Origin of the sequence: Kocuria massiliensis (assembly GCF_900169715.1) — a bacterium.
GTDB classification, from domain to species: domain Bacteria; phylum Actinomycetota; class Actinomycetes; order Actinomycetales; family Micrococcaceae; genus Rothia; species Rothia massiliensis.
The window spans coordinates 1445533-1465577 of sequence record NZ_LT835161.1 but is presented as its reverse complement, the minus strand read 5'-3'; the positions used below and the strand labels follow the sequence as shown (position 1 = coordinate 1465577).

17 protein-coding genes and 1 tRNA gene are annotated in these 20045 nt (G+C 61.1%); 12 read left to right on the top strand and 6 right to left on the bottom strand.

Annotated elements, in window-relative coordinates; all coding sequences use genetic code 11:
* Position 1 precedes the first annotated feature (1 nt).
* Positions 2-667, bottom strand: coding sequence for a GntR family transcriptional regulator (locus B9Y51_RS10855; RefSeq protein ID WP_085529655.1), 666 nt, complete (start codon positions 665-667; stop codon positions 2-4).
* 247 nt (positions 668-914) lie between these two features.
* Here B9Y51_RS10855 and B9Y51_RS10850 point away from each other — a divergent pair, with 247 nt between their 5' ends.
* Positions 915-2831, top strand: a complete 1917-nt coding sequence (locus B9Y51_RS10850) for an AMP-binding protein (protein WP_085529654.1) — start codon at positions 915-917, stop codon at positions 2829-2831.
* A gap of 13 nt (positions 2832-2844) precedes the next feature.
* Here the strand turns inward: B9Y51_RS10850 and B9Y51_RS10845 are convergent, their stop codons facing one another.
* Both B9Y51_RS10845 and B9Y51_RS10840 read right to left on the bottom strand, forming a co-directional pair.
* Entirely contained in the window at positions 2845-3534 is a 690-nt protein-coding gene (locus B9Y51_RS10845; protein ID WP_085529653.1) for a response regulator, read from the bottom strand.
* Positions 3531-4970 carry a sensor histidine kinase gene (locus tag B9Y51_RS10840; RefSeq protein ID WP_085529652.1) on the bottom strand — a complete coding sequence of 480 codons (1440 nt, stop codon included), beginning with the start codon at positions 4968-4970 and terminating at the stop codon, positions 3531-3533. Before B9Y51_RS10840 ends, B9Y51_RS10845 begins: the two co-directional genes overlap by 4 nt.
* A gap of 23 nt (positions 4971-4993) precedes the next feature.
* Between B9Y51_RS10840 and B9Y51_RS10835 the strand changes: the two genes are divergently transcribed.
* From B9Y51_RS10835 to B9Y51_RS10790, 10 genes are all read left to right on the top strand, one after another.
* Entirely contained in the window at positions 4994-6364 is a 1371-nt protein-coding gene (locus B9Y51_RS10835) for a cation:dicarboxylate symporter family transporter (protein ID WP_085529651.1), read from the top strand.
* A 171-nt stretch (positions 6365-6535) separates the two neighbouring features.
* The gene (locus B9Y51_RS10830; RefSeq protein WP_238651248.1) at positions 6536-7399 is read left to right on the top strand and encodes a ParA family protein; all 864 of its coding nucleotides are present in this window, start codon (positions 6536-6538) and stop codon (positions 7397-7399) included.
* A 131-nt stretch (positions 7400-7530) separates the two neighbouring features.
* A complete protein-coding gene (locus tag B9Y51_RS10825; protein WP_085529650.1) occupies positions 7531-8280 on the top strand; it encodes a segregation/condensation protein A in 750 nt (249 codons plus the stop codon).
* Complete coding sequence (scpB, locus tag B9Y51_RS10820; RefSeq protein WP_085529649.1) at positions 8277-8987, top strand: SMC-Scp complex subunit ScpB; 711 nt, start codon at positions 8277-8279, stop codon at positions 8985-8987. Before B9Y51_RS10825 ends, scpB begins: the two co-directional genes overlap by 4 nt.
* A 75-nt stretch (positions 8988-9062) precedes the next feature.
* On the top strand, positions 9063-10139 hold the full coding sequence (locus B9Y51_RS10815; RefSeq protein ID WP_053089945.1) for a pseudouridine synthase: 1077 nt from the start codon (positions 9063-9065) through the stop codon (positions 10137-10139).
* 2 nt (positions 10140-10141) lie between these two features.
* Complete coding sequence (locus B9Y51_RS10810) at positions 10142-11272, top strand: prephenate dehydrogenase (protein WP_085529648.1); 1131 nt, start codon at positions 10142-10144, stop codon at positions 11270-11272.
* Between the two features lie 154 nt (positions 11273-11426).
* A complete protein-coding gene (cmk, locus tag B9Y51_RS10805; protein ID WP_245826192.1) occupies positions 11427-12125 on the top strand; it encodes a (d)CMP kinase in 699 nt (232 codons plus the stop codon).
* Complete coding sequence (gene der, locus B9Y51_RS10800; RefSeq protein ID WP_085529647.1) at positions 12118-13674, top strand: ribosome biogenesis GTPase Der; 1557 nt, start codon at positions 12118-12120, stop codon at positions 13672-13674. Before cmk ends, der begins: the two co-directional genes overlap by 8 nt.
* Positions 13675-13819: 145 nt before the next feature.
* Positions 13820-13893: transfer RNA gene (locus B9Y51_RS10795), tRNA-Pro, on the top strand.
* Between the two features lie 733 nt (positions 13894-14626).
* Positions 14627-15982 (top strand): NtaA/DmoA family FMN-dependent monooxygenase, encoded by a 1356-nt coding sequence (locus tag B9Y51_RS10790; RefSeq protein WP_158088293.1) that lies wholly within the window; start codon positions 14627-14629, stop codon positions 15980-15982.
* Between the two features lie 37 nt (positions 15983-16019).
* Here B9Y51_RS10790 and B9Y51_RS10785 read toward each other — a convergent pair whose 3' ends face one another.
* Complete coding sequence (locus tag B9Y51_RS10785) at positions 16020-16544, bottom strand: hypothetical protein (RefSeq protein WP_085529645.1); 525 nt, start codon at positions 16542-16544, stop codon at positions 16020-16022.
* 178 nt (positions 16545-16722) lie between these two features.
* Between B9Y51_RS10785 and recQ the strand changes: the two genes are divergently transcribed.
* Positions 16723-18564, top strand: a complete 1842-nt coding sequence (gene recQ / locus B9Y51_RS10780) for a DNA helicase RecQ (RefSeq protein ID WP_085529644.1) — start codon at positions 16723-16725, stop codon at positions 18562-18564.
* Here the strand turns inward: recQ and B9Y51_RS10775 are convergent.
* Positions 18541-19491, bottom strand: a complete 951-nt coding sequence (locus tag B9Y51_RS10775) for a dihydrodipicolinate synthase family protein (RefSeq protein WP_085529643.1) — start codon at positions 19489-19491, stop codon at positions 18541-18543. The genes recQ and B9Y51_RS10775 overlap by 24 nt on opposite strands.
* A complete protein-coding gene (locus tag B9Y51_RS10770; RefSeq protein ID WP_085529759.1) occupies positions 19491-20045 on the bottom strand; it encodes a methylated-DNA--[protein]-cysteine S-methyltransferase in 555 nt (184 codons plus the stop codon). Before B9Y51_RS10770 ends, B9Y51_RS10775 begins: the two co-directional genes overlap by 1 nt.

The window sequence follows — 20045 nt, the reverse complement described above, 5'->3', positions numbered from 1 at the left end:
TTTAGGCGGCGTAGGCTTGCTCGCCATCGGTCTTCGGCACCGCATTGAGGATGGCCTGCAATGCGTGGGATAGATGGATTCGCGTCGCGGCTTGTGCGAGTTCGACGTCGCCGGATGCGATGGCGCGTGCGATATCGGCGTGTTCGTGGGCGGCCCGGACCAAACGACGGTCGTCGTCCTTGGACAATTTGCGGACTCGTCCAAGGTGAACTCGTAGCTGGCGTTGAGCCACCGCGAGGTACGAATTTTGGGCGGCCTCATCGATGGACGCATCCATCTCCTCGATGAGGGCGTAGTAGCCGCTTCGGTCGGCGTCGTCCTCGCTCAGGTTAAGTACGGCGTCGTCGAGGCGATGCGCTAAATTCTCGAAGGTCTTCGGCTGACCCTTGAGCGCGGCGAGGGCTGCCGCCTGGGAATCCAGGGCAACACGGAGTTCAAACATGGCGCGTACTTTGTCCACCGAGACGGGGGAGACCACGACGCCGCGGCCTCGACCCGGTTCGACGAGCCCTTCCGCCATCAAACGGGAAAAGGCCTCGCGCACGGGCGTGCGGGAGAATCCAAGACGTTCGGCCTGTTCCACCTCACTCAGCGTTGTGCCAGGGCCCAATCGCCATTCGATGATGTCGGTGCGCAACTGCTCATATGCACGATCCGAAGCCTTCATCGTCGCCTCCTCGAATGCCGGTGAGCCCACAATGTGGTGGACGTCTCTTCCCCTCCATGTATACAGAAAAGCGTGATGAGGCGCAATGGTCTGGCATTTCGCGTGGTATTTCCTCAGTAATTGCACATTTTGTATACATAAGTCTTGTGTGCTGTGAGCCAAGACACTATGTTGGGTGCCACGCCAACCGGCTATCGGCCGTGGCGTGCCAAGAAATCCCACCCGGCCCATGTGAGGACGAGACGAGATGACATCGACGTACCGCGAAACCTTTGATCGAAGCATTCATCATCCCGAACAGTTCTGGCTAGAAGCAGCTCAGGGGATCGACTGGGTAAAACCGCCGAGCGTCGCCCTGGACGACTCCAAGGCGCCGATTTATCGGTGGTTCCCGGACGGGGAATTAAACACGTGCTTCAACGCCGTCGATCGACACGTCGAGGCAGGCCGCGGAAACCAGGTGGCTATCCGCTACGACTCCCCAGTCACGGATACTCAGGCCGATATCACCTACGGCGACTTGCTCGAGCGCGTCAGGAAATTCGCCGGTGCGCTCGCGAGCAAGGGCGTGACCCACGGCGACCGGGTTCTCCTTTATCTTCCGATGATTCCGGAGGCCATCGTGGCGATGCTGGCGTGCGCGCGGCTCGGCGCCGTGCACTCGGTGGTCTTCGGCGGATTTGCGCCGAGTGAACTTGCTGCGCGCATCGATGATTGCACGCCGAAGGTGGTCGTGACGGCCAGCGGCGGTGTCGAACCCAAACGTCGGATCGAATACCTTCCTGCGGTGGCCGAGGCACTGGGCCTCTCCGACCATCACGTGGACGCGGTCTTCGTCCGGCAACGAGACGGCTTCGAAGGAAACTGCGCGGAATCCGAAGCCAGTACCGCAGCCAGCGGGCTGAAGACCACATGGATCGACTGGGAGTCCGCAACGGCCGAAGCCAGCCCGTCCGACTGCGTGACCGTACGGGCAACGGATCCCCTCTACATTCTGTACACCTCGGGTACCACGGGAGCGCCGAAAGGCGTGGTGCGGGATAACGGCTCCCATGCGGTCGCGCTCCGCTGGTCGATGGACAATATTTACGATGTCGGGCCGGGGCAAGTGATGTTCACTGCCTCCGACGTCGGCTGGGTGGTCGGACATTCCTACATCGTCTATGCACCCTTGCTGACCGGGGCGACCACTGTGCTGTACGAGGGTAAACCGGTGGGGACTCCCGATGCGGGTGCGCTGTGGCGAGTCATCGAAGAATCCGGTGCCAAAGTCCTTTTCACCGCTCCGACCGCGCTTCGGGCGATCCGAAAATCCGATCCGGAGGGGGAGCTGAGCCGCGACTACGATCTCTCCTCCCTGGAGACGTTATTTGTTGCAGGAGAACGCCTTGATCCGGAAACCTTCCGATGGGCCGGCGACCTCCTCGGCGTACCCGTTGCAGACAATTGGTGGCAAACCGAAACGGGTTGGCCCATCGCTGCCAACCCGCGGGGGCTCGAACCCCTCGACATTAAATCTGGCTCGCCTAGTGTTCCGGTGCCTGGCTATGACGTCGTCGTGCTGGACCCCACCGGCACTCCCGTGGCATCCGGTGAGGAAGGCAATATTGCGCTGCGTCTTCCACTACCGCCCGGGACCCTCCCGACGCTCTGGGGCAACGACGAGCGGTTCATCGCCTCGTATCTTTCGGCTTTCGACGGCTATTACGCGACCGGCGACTCTGGCTATGTGGACGAGGACGGCTACGTATACGTGATGGGCCGGACGGACGACGTCATTAATGTCTCCGGTCACCGGCTGTCAACGGGTGCGATGGAGCAGGTGATCGCGGCCCATCCCGCGGTCGCCGAGAGCGCGGTGATCGGCGTCGCCGACGATCTCAAGGGCCAGCGCCCCTCAGGTTACGTGGTGCTTAAAGAAGGGGTCGAGATCACCGAGGAAGAACTCGCCCGTGAGCTGGTGGGAATGGTCCGTTCCACGATCGGAGCTGTGGCCGACTTCAAGGAGGTCCGTGTGGTCGAGGGATTACCCAAGACACGTTCCGGCAAGATCTTGCGCAAGACGATGCGTCAGATGGCCGACGGCGAAGAATACCGTGTGCCGTCGACGATCGAAGACCCGAGCGTTCTCGAGGGAATCCGCCAGATCGTGCAGAAAAGGTAATCACAGGAAGTATTTAGGAGAGCCAGGAATACTCCAGCTCGGGACGTCCCGGTGTGCCGTGGCGCGAACGGCGATCCACGCGGCCTGATTCGTGCAGGTACTCGAGATACCTTCGGGCGGTCACCCGGGATAACCCGAGTTGTTCCGAAATCTCACGTGCCGAAAGGCCATCCTTCGCCCTGCTCAAGAGGTCCGACAAATCGTCCAAAGTGTCTTCGGACAGACCTTTGGGTAAGTCGAGGGTAGAGGTGGTGCTTTGGCGCTGGAAGAGACGGTCGATGGAGGCCTGGTCCCATTCGCCGCTCGTCCCGGCTCGCTGCCGATACTGCGCATACTCCTGGAGTTTCCGACCCAGATCCTCCAGGCGAAACGGTTTGACGAGATAACCAAATGCTCCGTGGAGGGTTGCGGTGCGAAGGCTTGCGGCTCGACGGTCCGCGGTGACCATCAGGAGGTCCACGGGCAACCCTTCCGCTCGGAGAAACTTCGCGACCTCGTGCCCCGAACGATCCGGCAGATTGATATCGAGCAACACCAGGTCTACGGGCTCGTGGCGTGTGAATGAGGTTCGGATCGCTTCGATGGCACCCCGGGCATTAAAGGCGGTTCCGATCACGCTGAATCCTGACCGTGACCGGATGTATTCCGCGTGCGCCGAGGCTGTCACGCTTTCGTCGTCGACGACGATGACGCGCAGTGTCATCGGCTCATCCTCTCCTCGCTCCGGGGAATGACAACGGTAAATACGGCCCCGGCGTCGTTAAAGACATCGATGCTTGCCCCGTGCTGGGCCAGCGTGTCGCGTACGAGGGCTAGTCCGAGACCGCGCCCCTCAGGGCCCGTGGGTTTAGTCGAGTAGCCCCACGAGAAAATCCGTGCGCGGTCATGGTCGCTGACACCCGGGCCGTTATCCGCCACGACGATGTCCCACCCGGCATCGGTTTCGCTAAGCTCCACCTCCACCGTGCCAGATTCCGTGGAACCGGCGACGGCATCGACGGCGTTATCCACGAGATTGCTGACCACGGTGACCAATTCGATTTCACTCAAGGGTATGGCGTCCCAATGTCCGTCGACCCGTACCGTGAGTTCGATGCCGCGTTCCTTGGCCTCACGAGCCTTACCGGATAGCAAAGCGGCAACGGCCGGCAGCTGCTCGTAGCTTCCCCACGATGGCATGTGTCTGCCGGTCGATTCGAGGTCTTCGCGAGCGAACTGGCGTGCCTCAGTTGTCCGGCCGAGGTCGAGCAGAGACACGACGGTGTGCATTCGATTGCGATGCTCATGGTTTTGGATCCGGAGCATTTGCGCCATGGACCGGGTGGCCTCGGAATTCAGTATGTCCTGCTGGCTATAACCCAGGGTTGCACGGTGCAGATATCGGTATAGCAGCACGGTCGTCAATGTGGTGGTCACCAGCAGAATTCCAGCGAAGAGTCCGATGGCGGGAAGGCCGTCCCGGACGGTCGCGGAAATCTCCGTCACGGTTACTCCCGTCGACACGAGGCCGACGACGGTTCCATGGTCGTCGCGGATCGGCATGATCGTGCGCATGGACATCCCCAACGTGCCACGTTCCTTGACCGTCATGGTTTCCCCGCGTTGGGCTCGCGATATATCGCCGAGGTAGTGCTGACCGATATTGCTTTCGTCTGGGTGGGTGTACCGGATTCCTTCGGGGGACATGATCGTCACAAAGCTGACCGACGAACCGTTGACGACCTTCGAAACATAGGGCTGAAGCCCGACGCTTGGATCGGCGGAGGTGACCTGCTGGATGACGAACGGGTCCTGGGCCAGAGTCGCGCTTTCGGCTTTCGTGATATCCGTGGCGCGTTGTTCCGCGGCGGACTGTGCACGCCACAACATGAGAAGACCGACGGTGCAGCACACGACCACCACAATCACCATCTGCAAGAGCAAGAAGATACGGGCGATGGCCCAGGAGGAGAGCCCCCGGGCACTGGCGCCGCGACCGAACGGCGATGTACGGGTCGCGGCGGCTACTTCACTCGACCGCACGTGGCGCTCCTCACGAACTTTATGAACACAAATACCGGAAAAGTGGTCCAGACCACCATACTTCTTGAATACCCGCGACGGCGTCGGCCTCACCGGCACGCCGTCGCAATCATCCATCACACACCTGAAAGGGGAGCGTCATGGCCCAGTCCACAGCGAAGAAGCCGTGGTACAAAGACGGCACGCACATGTTGTACGTCTCCGTCATCCTTGCGGTCATCGCCGGCGTGCTCGTCGGTTTGATAGCGCCCAGCGTCGGCCAGGCTTTCAAGCCTTTGGGCGACGGATTCATCGCCCTCATCAAGATGATGATCTCACCGGTGATCTTCTGCACCATCGTCCTCGGTGTCGGCTCGGTCGCGCGTGCCGCCACCGTCGGTAAAGTCGGCGGTCTGGCGATCATCTACTTTCTCATCATGTCGACGTTCGCGCTGTTCATCGGGCTGGTCGTGGGCAATGTCCTGCACCCCGGTGACGGTCTGAATTATCACCCCACCGGCTACAAACTTCCCGATGACGCCGAAGGTAGTTCCGAAGGCGGAACCACGGGATTCCTGCTCGGAATCATTCCTAAGTCTCTGCTCTCCTCGTTGACGTCCGGCAATATCTTGCAGACGTTGCTGGTGGCATTGCTCGTTGGCTTTGCGTTGCAGCGCATGGGGGATTCCGGTAAGCCGATCCTGAAGTTCATCACATACATGCAGGCTCTCGTCTTCCGACTGCTCGGGATGATCATGTGGATCGCACCGTTGGGTGCCTTTGGTGCAATCGCCGCCGTCGTGGGAGCCACCGGCATCAAGGCCGTCGGGCAAATGGCGATCCTCATGGTCGGCTTCTACATCACCTGTATTTTGTTCATCGTGATCGTGTTGGGCGCGATGCTGAAGATTTTCACCGGCGTCAACATTCTCAAGCTCATGAAGTACTTGGCCCGTGAATACCTGTTGATCTTCTCCACGTCCTCCTCGGAGGCGGCGCTGCCCCGATTGATCGCCAAGATGGAACACGTCGGCGTCTCCAAACCGGTGGTCGGCATCGTAGTTCCCACCGGGTATTCCTTCAACCTCGACGGCACCGCTATCTATTTGACGATGGCTTCGATCTTCGTTTCGGATGCCATGGGCAAGCCCTTGGAACTGGGCGAGCAGATTTCACTGCTGATCTTCATGATTATCGCCTCGAAGGGTGCGGCGGGTGTTTCCGGTGCGGGCATCGCGACCTTGGCCGGTGGGCTCCAGTCGCACCGCCCCGACCTCGTCGACGGCGTAGGGTTGATCGTCGGCATCGACCGCTTCATGTCCGAGGCACGTGCCTTGACCAACTTCACCGGCAACGCCGTGGCGGCGCTCTTGCTGGGCAAGTGGTCACACGAGGTGGATCTGAACCGCGTGCACAAGGTCCTTGACGGCGAGATTAAGTTCGACGAAGCGACCATGGGTGGAGAAGCCGCCATTGACAACGATGACGGCGCTCAACCTGAAAAGGCCGAGCCATCCACAGCTCGCCATTAGGTGACGTTTCTGGTGACGTGACCGCTCACGCCCGCCCCTGCAATTCATGCACGGGCGGGCGCGGTGCATCCGGCGGAAAGTGCACAGATCACCGAACGCCTCTGCCCGAAAGGCATGTCGCTGTAAGGTTAAGGGCAGTCCATATCCGCCCCCAATGTGAAAAAGGTGCGCGTGAGTACACAGAACTCCGAAGCAGAACTCGGTCCCACCGGACGTCCCGTTCGCCGGTTTCCGGAACCGGAACTCCTGGACTCCCACGGTCCCGCCCGCGTGATTGCCATGGTCAATCAGAAGGGTGGCGTCGGAAAGACGACGTCGACCATCAACCTGGGTGCCGCCCTGGCCGAACTGGGCCGGCGCGTACTCATGGTGGACTTCGACCCGCAAGGTGCGCTCTCCGCCGGGTTCGGAGTGAACCCCCACGAGCTGGAGACGACGATCTATAACGTCATGATGGATCGCAAGGTCGACGTGCACAGCGCGGTGCGGCGGACCGAATTCGACAACATGGACCTGTTGCCGGCGAATATCGATCTCTCCGCGGCGGAAGTCCAACTCGTCAACGAGGTGGCGCGTGAACAGGTCCTCGCGAGCTCGCTCAAGAAGGTCAAGGATGAGTACGACGTCATCCTGATCGACTGCCAACCCTCGCTCGGCCTCCTGACCGTCAACGCTCTGACCGCGGCCGACGGCGTGATTATCCCGCTGATCTGCGAATTCTTCGCCCTGCGCGCGGTGGCCCTGCTGGTCGATTCGATCGAAAAGGTCCAGGACCGTCTGAATCCGGACCTCACCGTGGACGGCGTGCTGGCGACGATGTTCGATTCCCGGACGTTGCACTCGAAGGAAGTTCTGGCCCGAATCATTGACGCTTTTGGCGACAAGGTCTTCGACACGGTGATCAAGAGAACCGTGAAGTTCCCCGACGCAACGGTATCCGCCGAGCCGATCCTGAGCTACGCGCCGACGCATACCGGTTCGGTGGCATATCGCGAACTGGCCAAGGAGCTCATTGACCGCGGAGGCTCCCGCTGAAAACCGCTCCGTCAAGGGTTCCCACGGACCCCGAGCCCGGACCCGCCGCCGCAGAATCGGAACGGGTAGAAGGCTCGGGGTTCGCGGTATCCCTGGAGAATTTTGCGGGACCTTTCGAGGTCTTGCTCTCGATGATCTCCCAACGGGAGATGGACATCACCGAAGTTGCGCTCGCGGCCGTCACCGACGAGTTCATCGCCTACGTACGAGCCCTTCGAGACACCGGCCTAGAAAAGGCGCTGGATGAAGCCAGCGAGTTCTTGGTCATTGCCGCAACCTTGCTTGATCTCAAAGCGGCACGCTTGCTTCCGGCAGGTGAGGTCGAGGACGAAGACGACATCGCGATGCTCGAAGCTCGCGATCTTCTCTTCGCACGGTTGTTGCAGTACAAGGCCTTTAAGGACGTCGCCCAGGTCATGGACGACACCATGAAAGCCGAAGCGAGCCGGCATCCTCGGCCCGGCGGGTTACAACCCGAATTTGCCCACCTGTTGCCCGAGCTGATCATGACCACGACGCCTGAACAGCTCGCCGCGATCGCGGAGAAAGCCATGAGGCCCAAGGAGGAATCTCCCGATGAGGTGGGTCTGGACCACCTTCATGGGGCTCGAGTGACGGTTCGCGATGAAGCTGAGAACATCGCGGCGGCTCTCATGGACGGCCCACCTGCCACCTTCACGAGACTCATCGCCGATGCCGAAGACATGCTGGTCATCGTGGTGAGATTCCTCGCTCTTCTGGAGATGTATCGAGACCACGTCGTCGGCTTCGCGCAGGAAGGACCGCTCGAGGAATTGACCATTAGCTGGATCGGGGAGGACCCATCCTGGAGTGCCGAACGCCTCGCCAGCGACGACTACACCGGAGAAGATGACTCATGAGCGACCGGCCGGAATCGCCCCATGACGGCGTAGCTGCCCCGGACGCACCCCCTCCCGCCACGGTGGACCTGGTGCCCGGCGGCGTGAAGGCCGCGGTCGAGGCGATCTTGATGGTCGCGGAATCCGCGGTCAATGAGTTCGAACTCGCCGAAGCCCTCATGGTGCCCGTTGTCACCATAGAGAAAGCCGTGGACTCCCTGCGACGCGACTACGACGGGTATACTGAGGATTTCGCGACGAACGTCGACCAGGAATCTTTAGCAGATGTCCCAGAGTCAACCCCCGGCGGACAACGTGTCCCCAGGGAACCTCGCGGCATGGAATTGCGGCGGGTCGCCGGGGGCTGGCGCCTCTACGCCCGCACGGAATTCTCGCCGTGGGTCTCGCGTTTCATCCTGGAGGGTCAAACCGCCAAGCTTTCGCAGGCGGCCTTGGAAACCCTCGCAGTGATCGCATACCGCCAACCCGTTTCCCGCGCTCGGGTCTCTTCGATCCGAGGCGTCAACGTCGACGGCGTCGTGCGCACACTGAAAACCAGGGGTTTGGTCACCGAAGACGACGAACCGGGCGAATCCGGTTCCACTTTGTACGTGACGACGCCACTTTTTCTCGAGAAGATGGGGCTAGAAACCCTGGGGGATCTGCCGAAGATTTCGCCGTATCTACCCGACGTGGAAGATATCGGCGAATACGAGCAGCGGCTCTAGGGATGGAAGGAAACGGGTTGTCAGCCGACAACCGTGCCGAATCCACAACCGCATAACCACCGAAAGTACAGGAACATGGCCAATCGATCGACGGGACGTCAGAACACCGGCAACAGCAATTCTCGCGGAGGCTCGCGAGGAGCGCAGGGGAAACCCGCTGCGCGCGGTGGTGCGTCCAAAAATTTCAAGAACCCTAACGCCAAGGGCCCGTCTCGCCCAGGAGCCGACTCTCGCGGCAAGAAGCCAGTCGTCAAGTCGGGCGCGAATAAATCCGACGCCAAGAAATTCAAGCCGAAAAAGGGCCAGGCAGGAAAGATCTTCGCGCGGGAACGCGGCGAATACCGTCCCGACCACGAATACCGCGGCCCCCACCGTCCGCGCCGTCCCCGGGCAGCTCCGGTAGACCACCTGGACGTGTACGACCGCGACGGCGTGCGCCTGCAGAAGCTCATGGCCCAGGCTGGTGTCGCCTCACGTCGCGTCTGCGAAATGATGATTCGCGAAGGCCGAGTGGTCGTTGACGACGAGATCATCACCGAACTTGGCGTCCGCGTGGATCCTCGAACCTCACACATTCAGGTCGATGGCGTGACCATCCAGACCGACGATTCCAAGGTTTACTACGCGTTCAACAAGCCCGAAGGCGTTATCGCCACGATGGAGGACCCCGAAGGGCGCCCCTGCATTTCGGACTACCTCAACCCTCAGAAGAAGGAACGGATCTTTCACGTGGGGCGCCTCGACGTCGCCACGGAAGGCTTGCTTCTGCTGACCAACGACGGCGAGCTCGCCAACCGACTCACGCATCCTTCCTACGAGGTGCCCAAGAAGTACCTGGTGCAGGTTCGTGGGCCTATGGAGCACGGCGTTGGACACGAGATGAAGAAGGGCATCCGCCTGGAAGACGGTGTCGCACGCGTGGACGATTTCCGTTTGGTCGATTCCACGCCCGGTCACTTGCTCGTCGAGGTCACGATTCACTCCGGTAAGAACCGCATCGTGCGTCGTCTCTTTGACGCCGTCGGCCACCCCGTGGAGAAGCTCGTGCGCATCGAGATGGGGCCCGTGCGTATCGGATCCCAAAAGCAAGGAACCGTGCGGAACCTGTCCAAAGTCGAGATCGGATCGCTGCTCGCTTCGGTGGGGATGTAACCGTGGCCGAAACTTCCAGCGCTACCGTCTCCGGGCCGGTCTTGGTGATTGGAGCGGGTCTTTTAGGCTCCTCCATCGGTCTCGGGCTGGCCGCTCAAGGTGTGGAAACCTGGGTTTCGGATATCTCACCGACCACCGAGGCCGTATCTGCGGATATCGGAGCGGGACGTTCTCTCGCGCTCTTGACTGAGCGGATGGGGGAGCAGGCAGCCCGCGCGGACATTGACCCGCAGCTCGTGATTGTCGCCACTCCGCCGGATGTCACGGCTCGTACGGTCGTCGACGCGCTCAAGGATTATCCGGGCGCCGTCGTCGTGGACATAGCTTCGGTCAAGGAACCGATTCTCGACGCCGTTCGCGCAGGCGGTGCGGATTTGAGCCGTTATGTGGGGACCCACCCCATGTCTGGCCGGGAGAAGTCCGGGCCGGTCGCGGCGCGAGGCGAACTGTTCATGTCCCGGCCGTGGGTGATTTGCGAGCACGACGACGTCGCCGGCGAAACGGTGCGACTGGCGCGGGGGCTCGCCACGGATCTTGGCTCCAACGTTGCGTACATGAATGCTCGAGAGCACGACGAAACGGTTGCGCTGGTGTCTCACGTTCCCCAGGTGATGTCGTCCTTGCTGGCTTCTCGATTGCGGGATACGCCGCTCGAGTCGCTGAGCCTGGCGGGCCAAGGACTGAGAGATACCACCCGTATCGCCGCTTCCGACGCGGGGCTGTGGGTGCAGATTTTGTCCTCGAATGCGCGACCGGTGGTCGAAACGCTGTACGAAGTCCGGCGCGACATCAATCGACTCATAGCGACGCTCGAAAATCCGACCGCCGATGGTGCTCGCCTGGATATCGCCGAGTTGATGACTCAAGGTAACGACGGCGTCGCGCGGATTCCGGGCAAGCACGGCGGTTCCCCCAAGGCTTTCGCCACGCTCACCGTGCTCGTGGACGATACCCCGGGCCAGGTGGCCAAGCTGCTCGCCGAGATCGAAGAAATCGGCGTCAACTTGGAGGACATGCGAATGGAACACTCTCAGGGCCAACCGGTGGGTATGGTCGAGGTATCCGTGATCCCGAATGCACGCGAGGAGCTCGTCAGCGAGCTCACCGATCGTGGCTGGAAGATTGCCGAATGACGAGGGGCTCTGCCAACCGGCGTGCCGATGACAACCGATGGAGGACACCGTGAGTCAAGATAATCAGGATCGCTTGGAGCAAGCGGCAGTGCCCGCTGAGCCTGCGGCGTCGCAGTTTAAGGACGGCGACCAGACCGAGGCGTGGAAATCCGAACTGGTCGTCGCGATCGACGGTCCCTCCGGCTCGGGGAAGTCCTCCGTGTCCCGTGAGGTGGCCATACGGCTTGGCCTGGCCTACCTGGACACGGGCGCGATGTACCGGTCGCTGGCCTGGTGGTGCCTCGAGGCCGGTGTGGACCTTGAGGACGATCAGGCCGTCGCCGACGCCGCAGCAAACTTCCAGCTGCAGATTGGTACGGACCCGATTGTGGAGACCATCATGGTCGGCGGGATCGATATCAAGAATGCGATTCGGGAGTCTCGAGTGACCGAGAAGGTTTCTGCGGTCGCCAGAAACCAAAAGGCTCGCGATGCCTTGATCGCTCGTCAGCGCATGGAAATCGTGGCGAACGGGCGCAGGATCGTCGCGGAAGGGCGCGACATCACGACCGTCGTCGCCCCCGATGCCTCGGTTCGGATCCTCCTCACGGCGAGCGAGGAAGCCCGCATGGAACGCCGCGGACGGCAGATCGGTAGCGAAGCCTCGGACGACCGCCTCAAGCTTGAGGTGGCGCAACGAGACGCCGCAGATTCCAAAGTTACCAATTTCACCGAGGCCGCGGACGGGGTCACCTTGGTGGATTCGACCGACCTGGACTTTGACCAGACCGTGCGCGCCGTGATCGACGTGATTCGTCAGACCGCGGCAGCGCACCACGACGAAGAGAACGACAAGAGCTCACACGATGACTGAGATGAACGAATACGAGGAGAAGTACCTCGGTGGTGCCGAAGAGGACCATGTCGAGGAGTACCTCGCCAACCTGGACGACGAGGAGGCCGAAAAGCGCGCACAAGCGCTACGGGCCGGACTCGACGACTACGAGCTGGAGGACGAAGACCGGGCACTCCTGGTCGATTGGGGCTTCGAAGTGGGCGAAGAGCCTACCGTCGAGCCCGACCCTGTGGTCGCCATCGTCGGACGGCCGAACGTCGGCAAGTCCACGATCATTAACCGGATCCTCGGGCGGCGAGAAGCCGTCGTCGAGGATACCCCGGGTGTGACGCGCGACCGCGTGGCGTATAAGGCCGAGTGGAACGGTAAGACGTTCACCCTCGTGGATACCGGCGGTTGGGAATCCGATGCCAAGGGGATCGACGCGCAGGTGGCCGCCCAGGCGGAGATCGCCGTGGCACATGCCGACGTCGTGATCCTGGTGGTCGATGCGCTCGTGGGCATCACGAACATGGACGAGGCGATCGTTCAAATGTTGCGCCGGGTCAAGAAGCCTTTGTTGCTGGCCGCCAACAAGATCGACGATTCATACCAAGAACCGGAGGCCGCCGCGCTGTGGTCCCTGGGTATGGGGGAGCCACACCCGATTTCCGGCGTCCACGGCCGGGGCATCGCGGACATGTTGGATGCGTTGCTTGAGGTCATGCCGGAGCACTCGCAGTATGCCGAACCGGATCAGTACGAGGGGCCGCGGCGCGTGGCAATCATTGGTCGTCCGAACGTCGGCAAGTCCTCGCTGCTCAATAAGCTCGCGGGGGAGGACCGGGCGGTGGTGAACGATATTGCCGGAACGACTCGTGACCCCGTGGACGAACTGATCGAATTGAACGGACACCCGTTCCGATTTGTGGACACCGCCGGTATTCGACGTCGGCAGCATATGGCCAAGGGCGCGGAATTCTACGCTTCATTGCGTACCCAAACCGCGTTGGAGCGTTCCGAAGTCGCCCTGATCATGCTCGATGTGTCCGAGCCGCTGTCCGAGCAGGACGTGCGCATCTTGCAACTTGCGATCGATTCCGGGCGCGCCATGGTGCTGGTCTTCAACAAGTGGGACACCCTCGACGAAGACCGCCGCGACGAGCTGGAACGCGAAATTGACCGCGACTTGGCGCACGTGGCCTGGGCGCCGAGGGTCAATATTTCGGCGAAGACCGGATGGCACAAGGACAAGATGGTTCCCGCGCTGCTCCATTCCCTCGAGGCTTGGGATTCGCGGATTCCGACCGGCCGTTTGAACGCATTCCTCGGCGAGATCGTCGCGGCCCACCCGCACCCACTGCGTGGCGGAAAGCAACCGCGGATCCTCTTCGGAACGCAAGTATCCTCGCGGCCGCCGAAGTTTGTGCTCTTCACCACGGGCTTCCTCGATCCGGGGTACCGCAGGTTCATCATTCGCCGCCTTCGCGAAACCTTCGATTTCGAAGGAACACCGTTGGAAATCTCCATGCGAGTTCGCGAACGCCGCTCCCTGACACGGGATTCCAAGGGCGGACGACGCCGCTAACGCGGCTGGATCCGTTCCGGCGTCGGACCATCGGCGCTCTTTCCGAAGGCCACGTGGTCCCGGAAAGAGCGCCTTGGCCGATGTGCGTTCGTCGGGGTGATCCTGTATGATGATTCGAGTGCCCGGCGATGACCGGGCATAAATTCGGGTTGTGGCGCAGCTTGGTAGCGCACTTGACTGGGGGTCAAGGGGTCGCAGGTTCAAATCCTGTCAACCCGACGGACATCCCCGGAATATCAGCGAAGTAACGTTGGTGTTCCGGGGATTTTTTCGTTTAAGGGTCGTTGGTGTCCACTTACTGTCCACTTTCACCGTTCCCTGTCATCCGGGTCGGCGGGCAATGGCTATCAAGTGGCGGTTGCCCGGCTGGTGGGGCGTTTACCGTTGCCGGTAGGTGGCGGAATCCGGCTATCAAGGGGCGGTTGCCCGGCTTATGTGACGTATACCGGTGCCGGCCGGGTGGCGGGATCCGGCTATCTAGTGGCGGATGCCTGGCTTATGCGGCGTTTACCCGCGCCTGGCGGGTGGTCGGGCGTCGTCGTTCGGTGGCGGTTGCCCTACTTTGGAGGTACTTACCACAGTTTGGTGGTGGTTTGGGCGCCACCTAACTGCGGTGGACCCCGCCGAATTGGGTAACCGCCACTAAGGGGCATAGGGAGGGCCGACCCCAGCCCCCGCGCCGCCGTCGGCACCTGTCCGGATCCTTCCCAGCGCGTGTCCTGGCGAACTCAGCCCAGTATGGTCAGACCCTTGCTCGATGAAGGACCGTTCTACAGCCAAGATCAGTCGTCGCCACCCTGAACGATGGAGCAAGCCAGCCTCAAACCCCTCGTCGTCACGGCGTCGAGCTGGGCAACGGAGAAAAGCCACCCATTTTAGGGCGCGCCGAATGGCGTTTCCCGCCCAGAACGTTCATGCTGATGTCGTCCTGTTGAGTTTTGAAAAACGAGAAATGGCCTTGTCTGACGTGGATGCAGAAGTAACTCCGCCCCAGTCCGTCCTCCACCTGGGTATTATGCCGACAGCCTCCGGCGCGCCCGACGACGAACGCGCGTGGTTGAACCCCCAAGAGCCGGTCGACGCCTCGATCAACTCGGGCTGGTACCGGAAGGTCGCTGAACTTGCGGAAGAAGGCACCTTCGATTTTCTCTTCGTTGCCGACGCCGTCTTCGCCGACCCCAGCGGACCGCCCCACTATCTCTCTCGTTTTGAGCCGTTGACACTGCTGTCTTACCTAGCCGCGTCGACCTCCAAGGTCGGGCTGGTCGGCACGGTTTCATCGACCTATCAACACCCGTACAACGTCGCCCGGATGATGCTTTCACTGGATCACCTCAGCGGCGGGCGGGCGGGATGGAACGTCGTCACCTCGTTGAGCGACCAGGCAGCACGGAATTTTGGCTTGTCCGGCCAGATCGATCACCAGACTCGGTACTCGAGAGCACAAGAAGCAATCGAGGTAATTCGTGGACTCTGGGCCAGCCATGACCCAGGCGCATTTCTGCGGAATCGTGCGACGGGTGAATATATGGATCGCTCGAAAGTCCGCGCGTTGGAGCACCACGGTGAGTTCTTCGACGTCGCCGGCCCGCTAAACATTGAGTCCTCCCCACAGGGAGAGCCGGTTATTTTCCAGGCGGGTCAGTCGCCTCAAGGGCTTCGTCTTGCTTCTGCCACCGCCGACGCCGTCTTCGCCATGCCTACCAGTATTCAGGCGGCCACTTCATACCGGGCGCGTCTTCGCGAAGCGGGCGATCCGGAATCCTCGAAGCGAGCCGAACCGCTCCTTTTGGCACGTCTTATCGCCCTCGTCACCGACGACGACGCAACCGCCGAGGATGCCTTGGCCTCCTACTGGCAGCTCCACGGCACCTGGGACCGTATGGCAGAACGGGTTTCGGTGGCCATCGGCCGCCCTGTCTCGACCTTTCACCAGCAGATCGATGAAGACGACGTCGAGCGGGGGATGGCCCACGAAGGAACGTGGCTCGCGGAGCCGCTGCGACAGGCTGCTCAGGAAGGCCGAACCGTAGCCTCAATTCTTGGGGACCTCTTGGAGCAGACGCAATTTATCGTGGCGGGCTCTGCGGAAACTATCGCCGAGAAAATGATCGAGTGGAAATCCGCCGGCGCGGCGGATGGCTTCGTCCTACAGGTCAGTGACGTGGCGCAACTCCACCGTTTCGTGGACGAGGTCGTGCCGGTGCTCAGACGACGCGGCGTCGCACGCCCCGAATATCCCGAAGCTTCCACATTGCGAGCCCTCCTGGGACGTCCAGCACCCGCCCTGGTGAACAGGGAAGGCTAAAGGAGGCCAGGATCCCGCTTAGTGAATTCGATGGGAATCAGTGTGGTTCCGGAGCAGAGGAAATCAGCGTGTGCTGTCCTCGTCGATCGCGCTCCCACCGATTGCCGAAGGAATCCGTGAGTTCAATATTCTCGACGCACCATGTGGTGGATTTGGTGATGGGGCGAATGGTCCCAGTGAATGTCTCTCTCGCTTCTGGGAAATCCCAACCGAATTTTTCATTACTCAGCGCTATAAAATTTCCGGGTGGTAGAACTTCCAAATGCAGCGGTTTGTTGGCATTTCCATCCTTGTTGGTGCTGTGAATGTCGACCTGATACGCCGGCAATTGGGAGTTGTTGAGGATCTGGAGCGCATCCTTGCGCGGCCCTTGATGATCCGGGAGGAACGTGCACCAAGCGGAAATGTTGGATGCTTGATCCATTTTCTTTCGGCGTTCGTTTTCTTCGTCTCGTCGCTGTTCCATGGATAACATCTCGGTTGACGCTTGGTTGGACTTCCATGCAAAAAATATCGCCACCACAGCGACGAGTGCTGCGGCCCACTCTGCCAGGGTTCCCATAATATCTCCCATTCAGTAGGTGCGGACGAGAGTATTCAAACGCTTCTCTAGAGAATCGGCAAGGGTGATCAAAGTTTGGAGATGCCTGAACCGCGTCGACGGATCAAGAGAATGATTCATAGGCTATCGATCGTCCACAGGGCGGGCGCGACGTCGCCGATCGCGCTAGCGTAGGGGCGTGACTTCCACAGCCGACGCCTCCACTTCACCGTTGAATGTCCTCCAATCCACTTTCGGATACGACACCTTTCGAGGTTCGCAGGCCGAGATCATCGACCACGTAGTCGCGGGCGGGGATGCCGTCGTTCTCATGCCCACCGGCGGGGGAAAATCTCTCTGCTACCAAATTCCTGCGGTGGTTCGACCGGGCACAGGAATCGTCGTTTCTCCGCTCATCGCACTCATGCAGGACCAGGTGGATGCGCTGGCTGCGGTCGGTATTCGAGCGGGATATCTCAATTCCACGTTGACTCCTGAGGAAGTGCGTGACGTGGAATCGAGCCTCAGAGCCGGCGAATATGACCTCTTGTATATGGCGCCTGAGCGATTAGTTCAGCCCAGGACGCTACATCTCCTCGAGGAGTCTCGCGTATGCCTCTTCGCGATCGACGAGGCCCACTGTGTCTCCCAATGGGGCCATGATTTTCGGCAAGATTACCTGGGCCTCAGCGCGTTGGCGGAACGGTTTCCGGAAACCCCGCGAATCGCCCTCACGGCGACCGCAACCGAGGTCACGCACCGGGAACTCACCGAAAATCTCCGGATGGATAGTGCCCGCCATTTCGTGGCAAGTTTCGACCGGCCCAATATTCAATACCGAATCACCGAGAAAAATAGCGCGCGCCAACAACTCTTGGACCTCATCCGGACGGAGCACGAGTCCGACGCCGGAATTGTGTACTGTTTATCGCGCAAACGCGTGGAGCAAACGGCAACCTGGCTTCAGGCTCAAGGCATCGACGCCGTCGCGTATCACGCCGGCCTCAGCGAATCGGAACGCGCCGGTGCCCAACGTCGTTTCCTCCGAGAAGACGGCGTCGTGGTGGTGGCGACTATCGCCTTTGGCATGGGCATCGACAAACCCGACGTGCGATTCGTTGCGCACCTTGACATGCCCAAGTCCGTTGAGGGCTACTACCAAGAAACCGGACGCGCGGGCCGAGACGGTCTTCCCGCCACGGCATGGTTGGCCTACGGTCTCCAAGACGTCGTCCAGCTCCGGCGCATGATCGGCGACTCCGAAGGCAGCGAAGAGCATCGCCGGGTCCAACGGGGACATCTGGACGCCATGCTGGCACTGTGCGAAACCACGGCCTGCCGTCGCGTCCAGATTCTGCGGTATTTCGGCCAAGAATCCGAACCGTGCGGCAATTGCGATAACTGCCTCAATCCGCCAGCATCGTGGGATGCCACGGTTCCGGTCCAAAAACTCCTGTCGACCATCGTCCGGCTGGATCGCGAACGAGGCCAGCGATTCGGGGCCGGCCAGATTATCAACGTCCTGCGGGGTGTCTCCAATGAGCGCTCCGAACAGTCGAATCACCAAGAATTGAGTGTGTGGGGCATCGGCGATGATCTGAGCGAATCCGAGTGGAGGGCAGTGGTGCGGCAATTGCTCGCCCGGAACGTCGTCGAAACCGTGGGGGAGTACGGCACGCTGGTGCTGGCGCCCGCATCTGGCCCCCTACTGCGCGGGGAGGAAAGTATCATGCTGCGGACGATGCCCGACCGCAGAACCGGTCGGTCCTCCAACAGACGCGGACGGAAGGCAAATTCAGCGGCCGCGGCGGAGCTGGACGAGTCGCAACAGAAACTATTTGAATCGCTGCGAACGTGGCGGACTGCGGAAGCGAAGGAGCAACAGGTTCCGGCCTACGTTGTCTTCCCCGACGCCACGCTCATCGAATTGGCTCGTGAACGGCCCGTTTCCGACGCCGCCCTCGCCGGGATCAGCGGCATCGGCGCCAAGAAGCAGGAACGTTACGGTCAAGCCGTCCTAGCGGTGATCGCCGAAGGCTGAGCCATCCACGGTCCGATCGATACCCACCTCACGTAGCGCGGCGACGACGCGGCGCCGGCCCGATTCGTCCAAGCCAAGAATCGGACGAGGGAGGCACGAAGACTGGGCCAGGCCGAGAGCTTCCGCGATGGCGGCAGCGACGCGGGCGCTCCCGCCAAACTCGGTGTAAAGATCCCACAGGGGCCGCAATCGGTCGGAGGTCTCCCGCGCCAGAGCGTCATGCCCCTGACGAGCCGCCTCCACGATCGGGAGGGCAAGCTGCGGCAAGACGCCTCCGATGACGGAATACCAAACGGAGCACCCCGCCACCAGGCCCTGAGCGGCGGAGGCGTCGCCCGAAATTCCCACAACGACGTCCCGGGGGATCACGTCACGGATCTGATGAACCCGTTCCGCGGCAGCCCGAGAATCAGAAGGCAAGGGCGGGATCTTCACGGACGCAACGTGGGGCAGCGCTGCCACGCGGGCGTAGAGGTCGAGGGAAAACGAGAAGTGTGTGGTGGTTGGGTTGTCGTAGACGATGATCGGAAGATCGGTGGATTCGGACACCGCCCGGTACAGGTGAAAAACGTCCTCATCGGTCAGAGGCTGGTAGCTGACGGGTGCGAGCAATAGCGCTCGCGCACCTGCCTCGCGGGCGTTGGCGGCATGAGTCAACACATCCGAGGTGCGGAGGGCCCCAATCCCGGCGAATACCGGAGTGGATGACGCGTTCTCGACGGCGAGTTCAACGGCCCTGGCACGTTCTTCAGTGTGTAGGTAGGCATACGAACCGGTCGACCCCAAGACAGTGATCGAGTCTACGGATGCGGCGTCGAGCATGCCGATGATGTTGCCGAAAGCCGACTCGTCCATCCGGTCATCGTGCAATGGAGTGAGCGGGAAAGCGCTCAGTCCGGTAAATAACTCTGATGAATCGGGTTCCATTAACGCCCTCCGGATCCTTCGAGGCGTAAGAGTCCTCGCTTTGCCTCCAGCCCACCAAGATATCCACCCAATGATCCGTCCGCGCGGACGACCCTGTGACACGGCACGATCACAGGGATCGGGTTCGTGGCGCACGCCGATCCGACGGCTCGCACAGCTTGAGGATGACCGACTCGTTCCGCGACGTCGCGATAGCTGAGGGTCTCTCCGAAGGGGATGGTCGGAAGGTAGTGCTGGACGGTTCCCCTGAACCCGTGGGATAACCTGCGGTCCAGAGGTAGATGGAACACCTGCCGTGCGCCGTCGAAGTATTCCTCCAGTTGGCGTGCGGGCTGATCAAGACGTCGCCGGGATTTCAGAATTCGAGGGCTGACCGATTCCGAGAGTGACTCCAAAACGTGATCGAAATCTTCTCCTTCGAAAGCTACGCGAAGAACGCCCTCGCTCGTCGCTGCCAGCATGAGTGTGCCCAGCGGTGAATCTACTGTTCGATATGAAATTTCCAGATTTTCGTCCACCACTTTTTCTTCCAAAATTTCGTGTAATCGTGTCAT

What these genes read in the sequence shown, in the direction of transcription:
- B9Y51_RS10855 (WP_085529655.1), bottom strand. Translation starts at nt 667, where the DNA reads ATGAAGGCTTCGGATCGTGCATATGAGCAGTTGCGCACCGACATCATC.
- B9Y51_RS10850 (WP_085529654.1), top strand. Translation starts at nt 915, where the DNA reads ATGACATCGACGTACCGCGAAACCTTTGATCGAAGCATTCATCATCCC.
- B9Y51_RS10845 (WP_085529653.1), bottom strand. Translation starts at nt 3,534, where the DNA reads ATGACACTGCGCGTCATCGTCGTCGACGACGAAAGCGTGACAGCCTCG.
- B9Y51_RS10840 (WP_085529652.1), bottom strand. Translation starts at nt 4,970, where the DNA reads ATGGATGATTGCGACGGCGTGCCGGTGAGGCCGACGCCGTCGCGGGTA.
- B9Y51_RS10835 (WP_085529651.1), top strand. Translation starts at nt 4,994, where the DNA reads ATGGCCCAGTCCACAGCGAAGAAGCCGTGGTACAAAGACGGCACGCAC.
- B9Y51_RS10825 (WP_085529650.1), top strand. Translation starts at nt 7,531, where the DNA reads ATGATCTCCCAACGGGAGATGGACATCACCGAAGTTGCGCTCGCGGCC.
- scpB (WP_085529649.1), top strand. Translation starts at nt 8,277, where the DNA reads ATGAGCGACCGGCCGGAATCGCCCCATGACGGCGTAGCTGCCCCGGAC.
- B9Y51_RS10815 (WP_053089945.1), top strand. Translation starts at nt 9,063, where the DNA reads ATGGCCAATCGATCGACGGGACGTCAGAACACCGGCAACAGCAATTCT.
- der (WP_085529647.1), top strand. Translation starts at nt 12,118, where the DNA reads ATGACTGAGATGAACGAATACGAGGAGAAGTACCTCGGTGGTGCCGAA.
- B9Y51_RS10790 (WP_158088293.1), top strand. Translation starts at nt 14,627, where the DNA reads ATGGCCTTGTCTGACGTGGATGCAGAAGTAACTCCGCCCCAGTCCGTC.
- B9Y51_RS10785 (WP_085529645.1), bottom strand. Translation starts at nt 16,544, where the DNA reads ATGGGAACCCTGGCAGAGTGGGCCGCAGCACTCGTCGCTGTGGTGGCG.
- B9Y51_RS10775 (WP_085529643.1), bottom strand. Translation starts at nt 19,491, where the DNA reads ATGGAACCCGATTCATCAGAGTTATTTACCGGACTGAGCGCTTTCCCG.
- B9Y51_RS10770 (WP_085529759.1), bottom strand. Translation starts at nt 20,045, where the DNA reads ATGACACGATTACACGAAATTTTGGAAGAAAAAGTGGTGGACGAAAAT.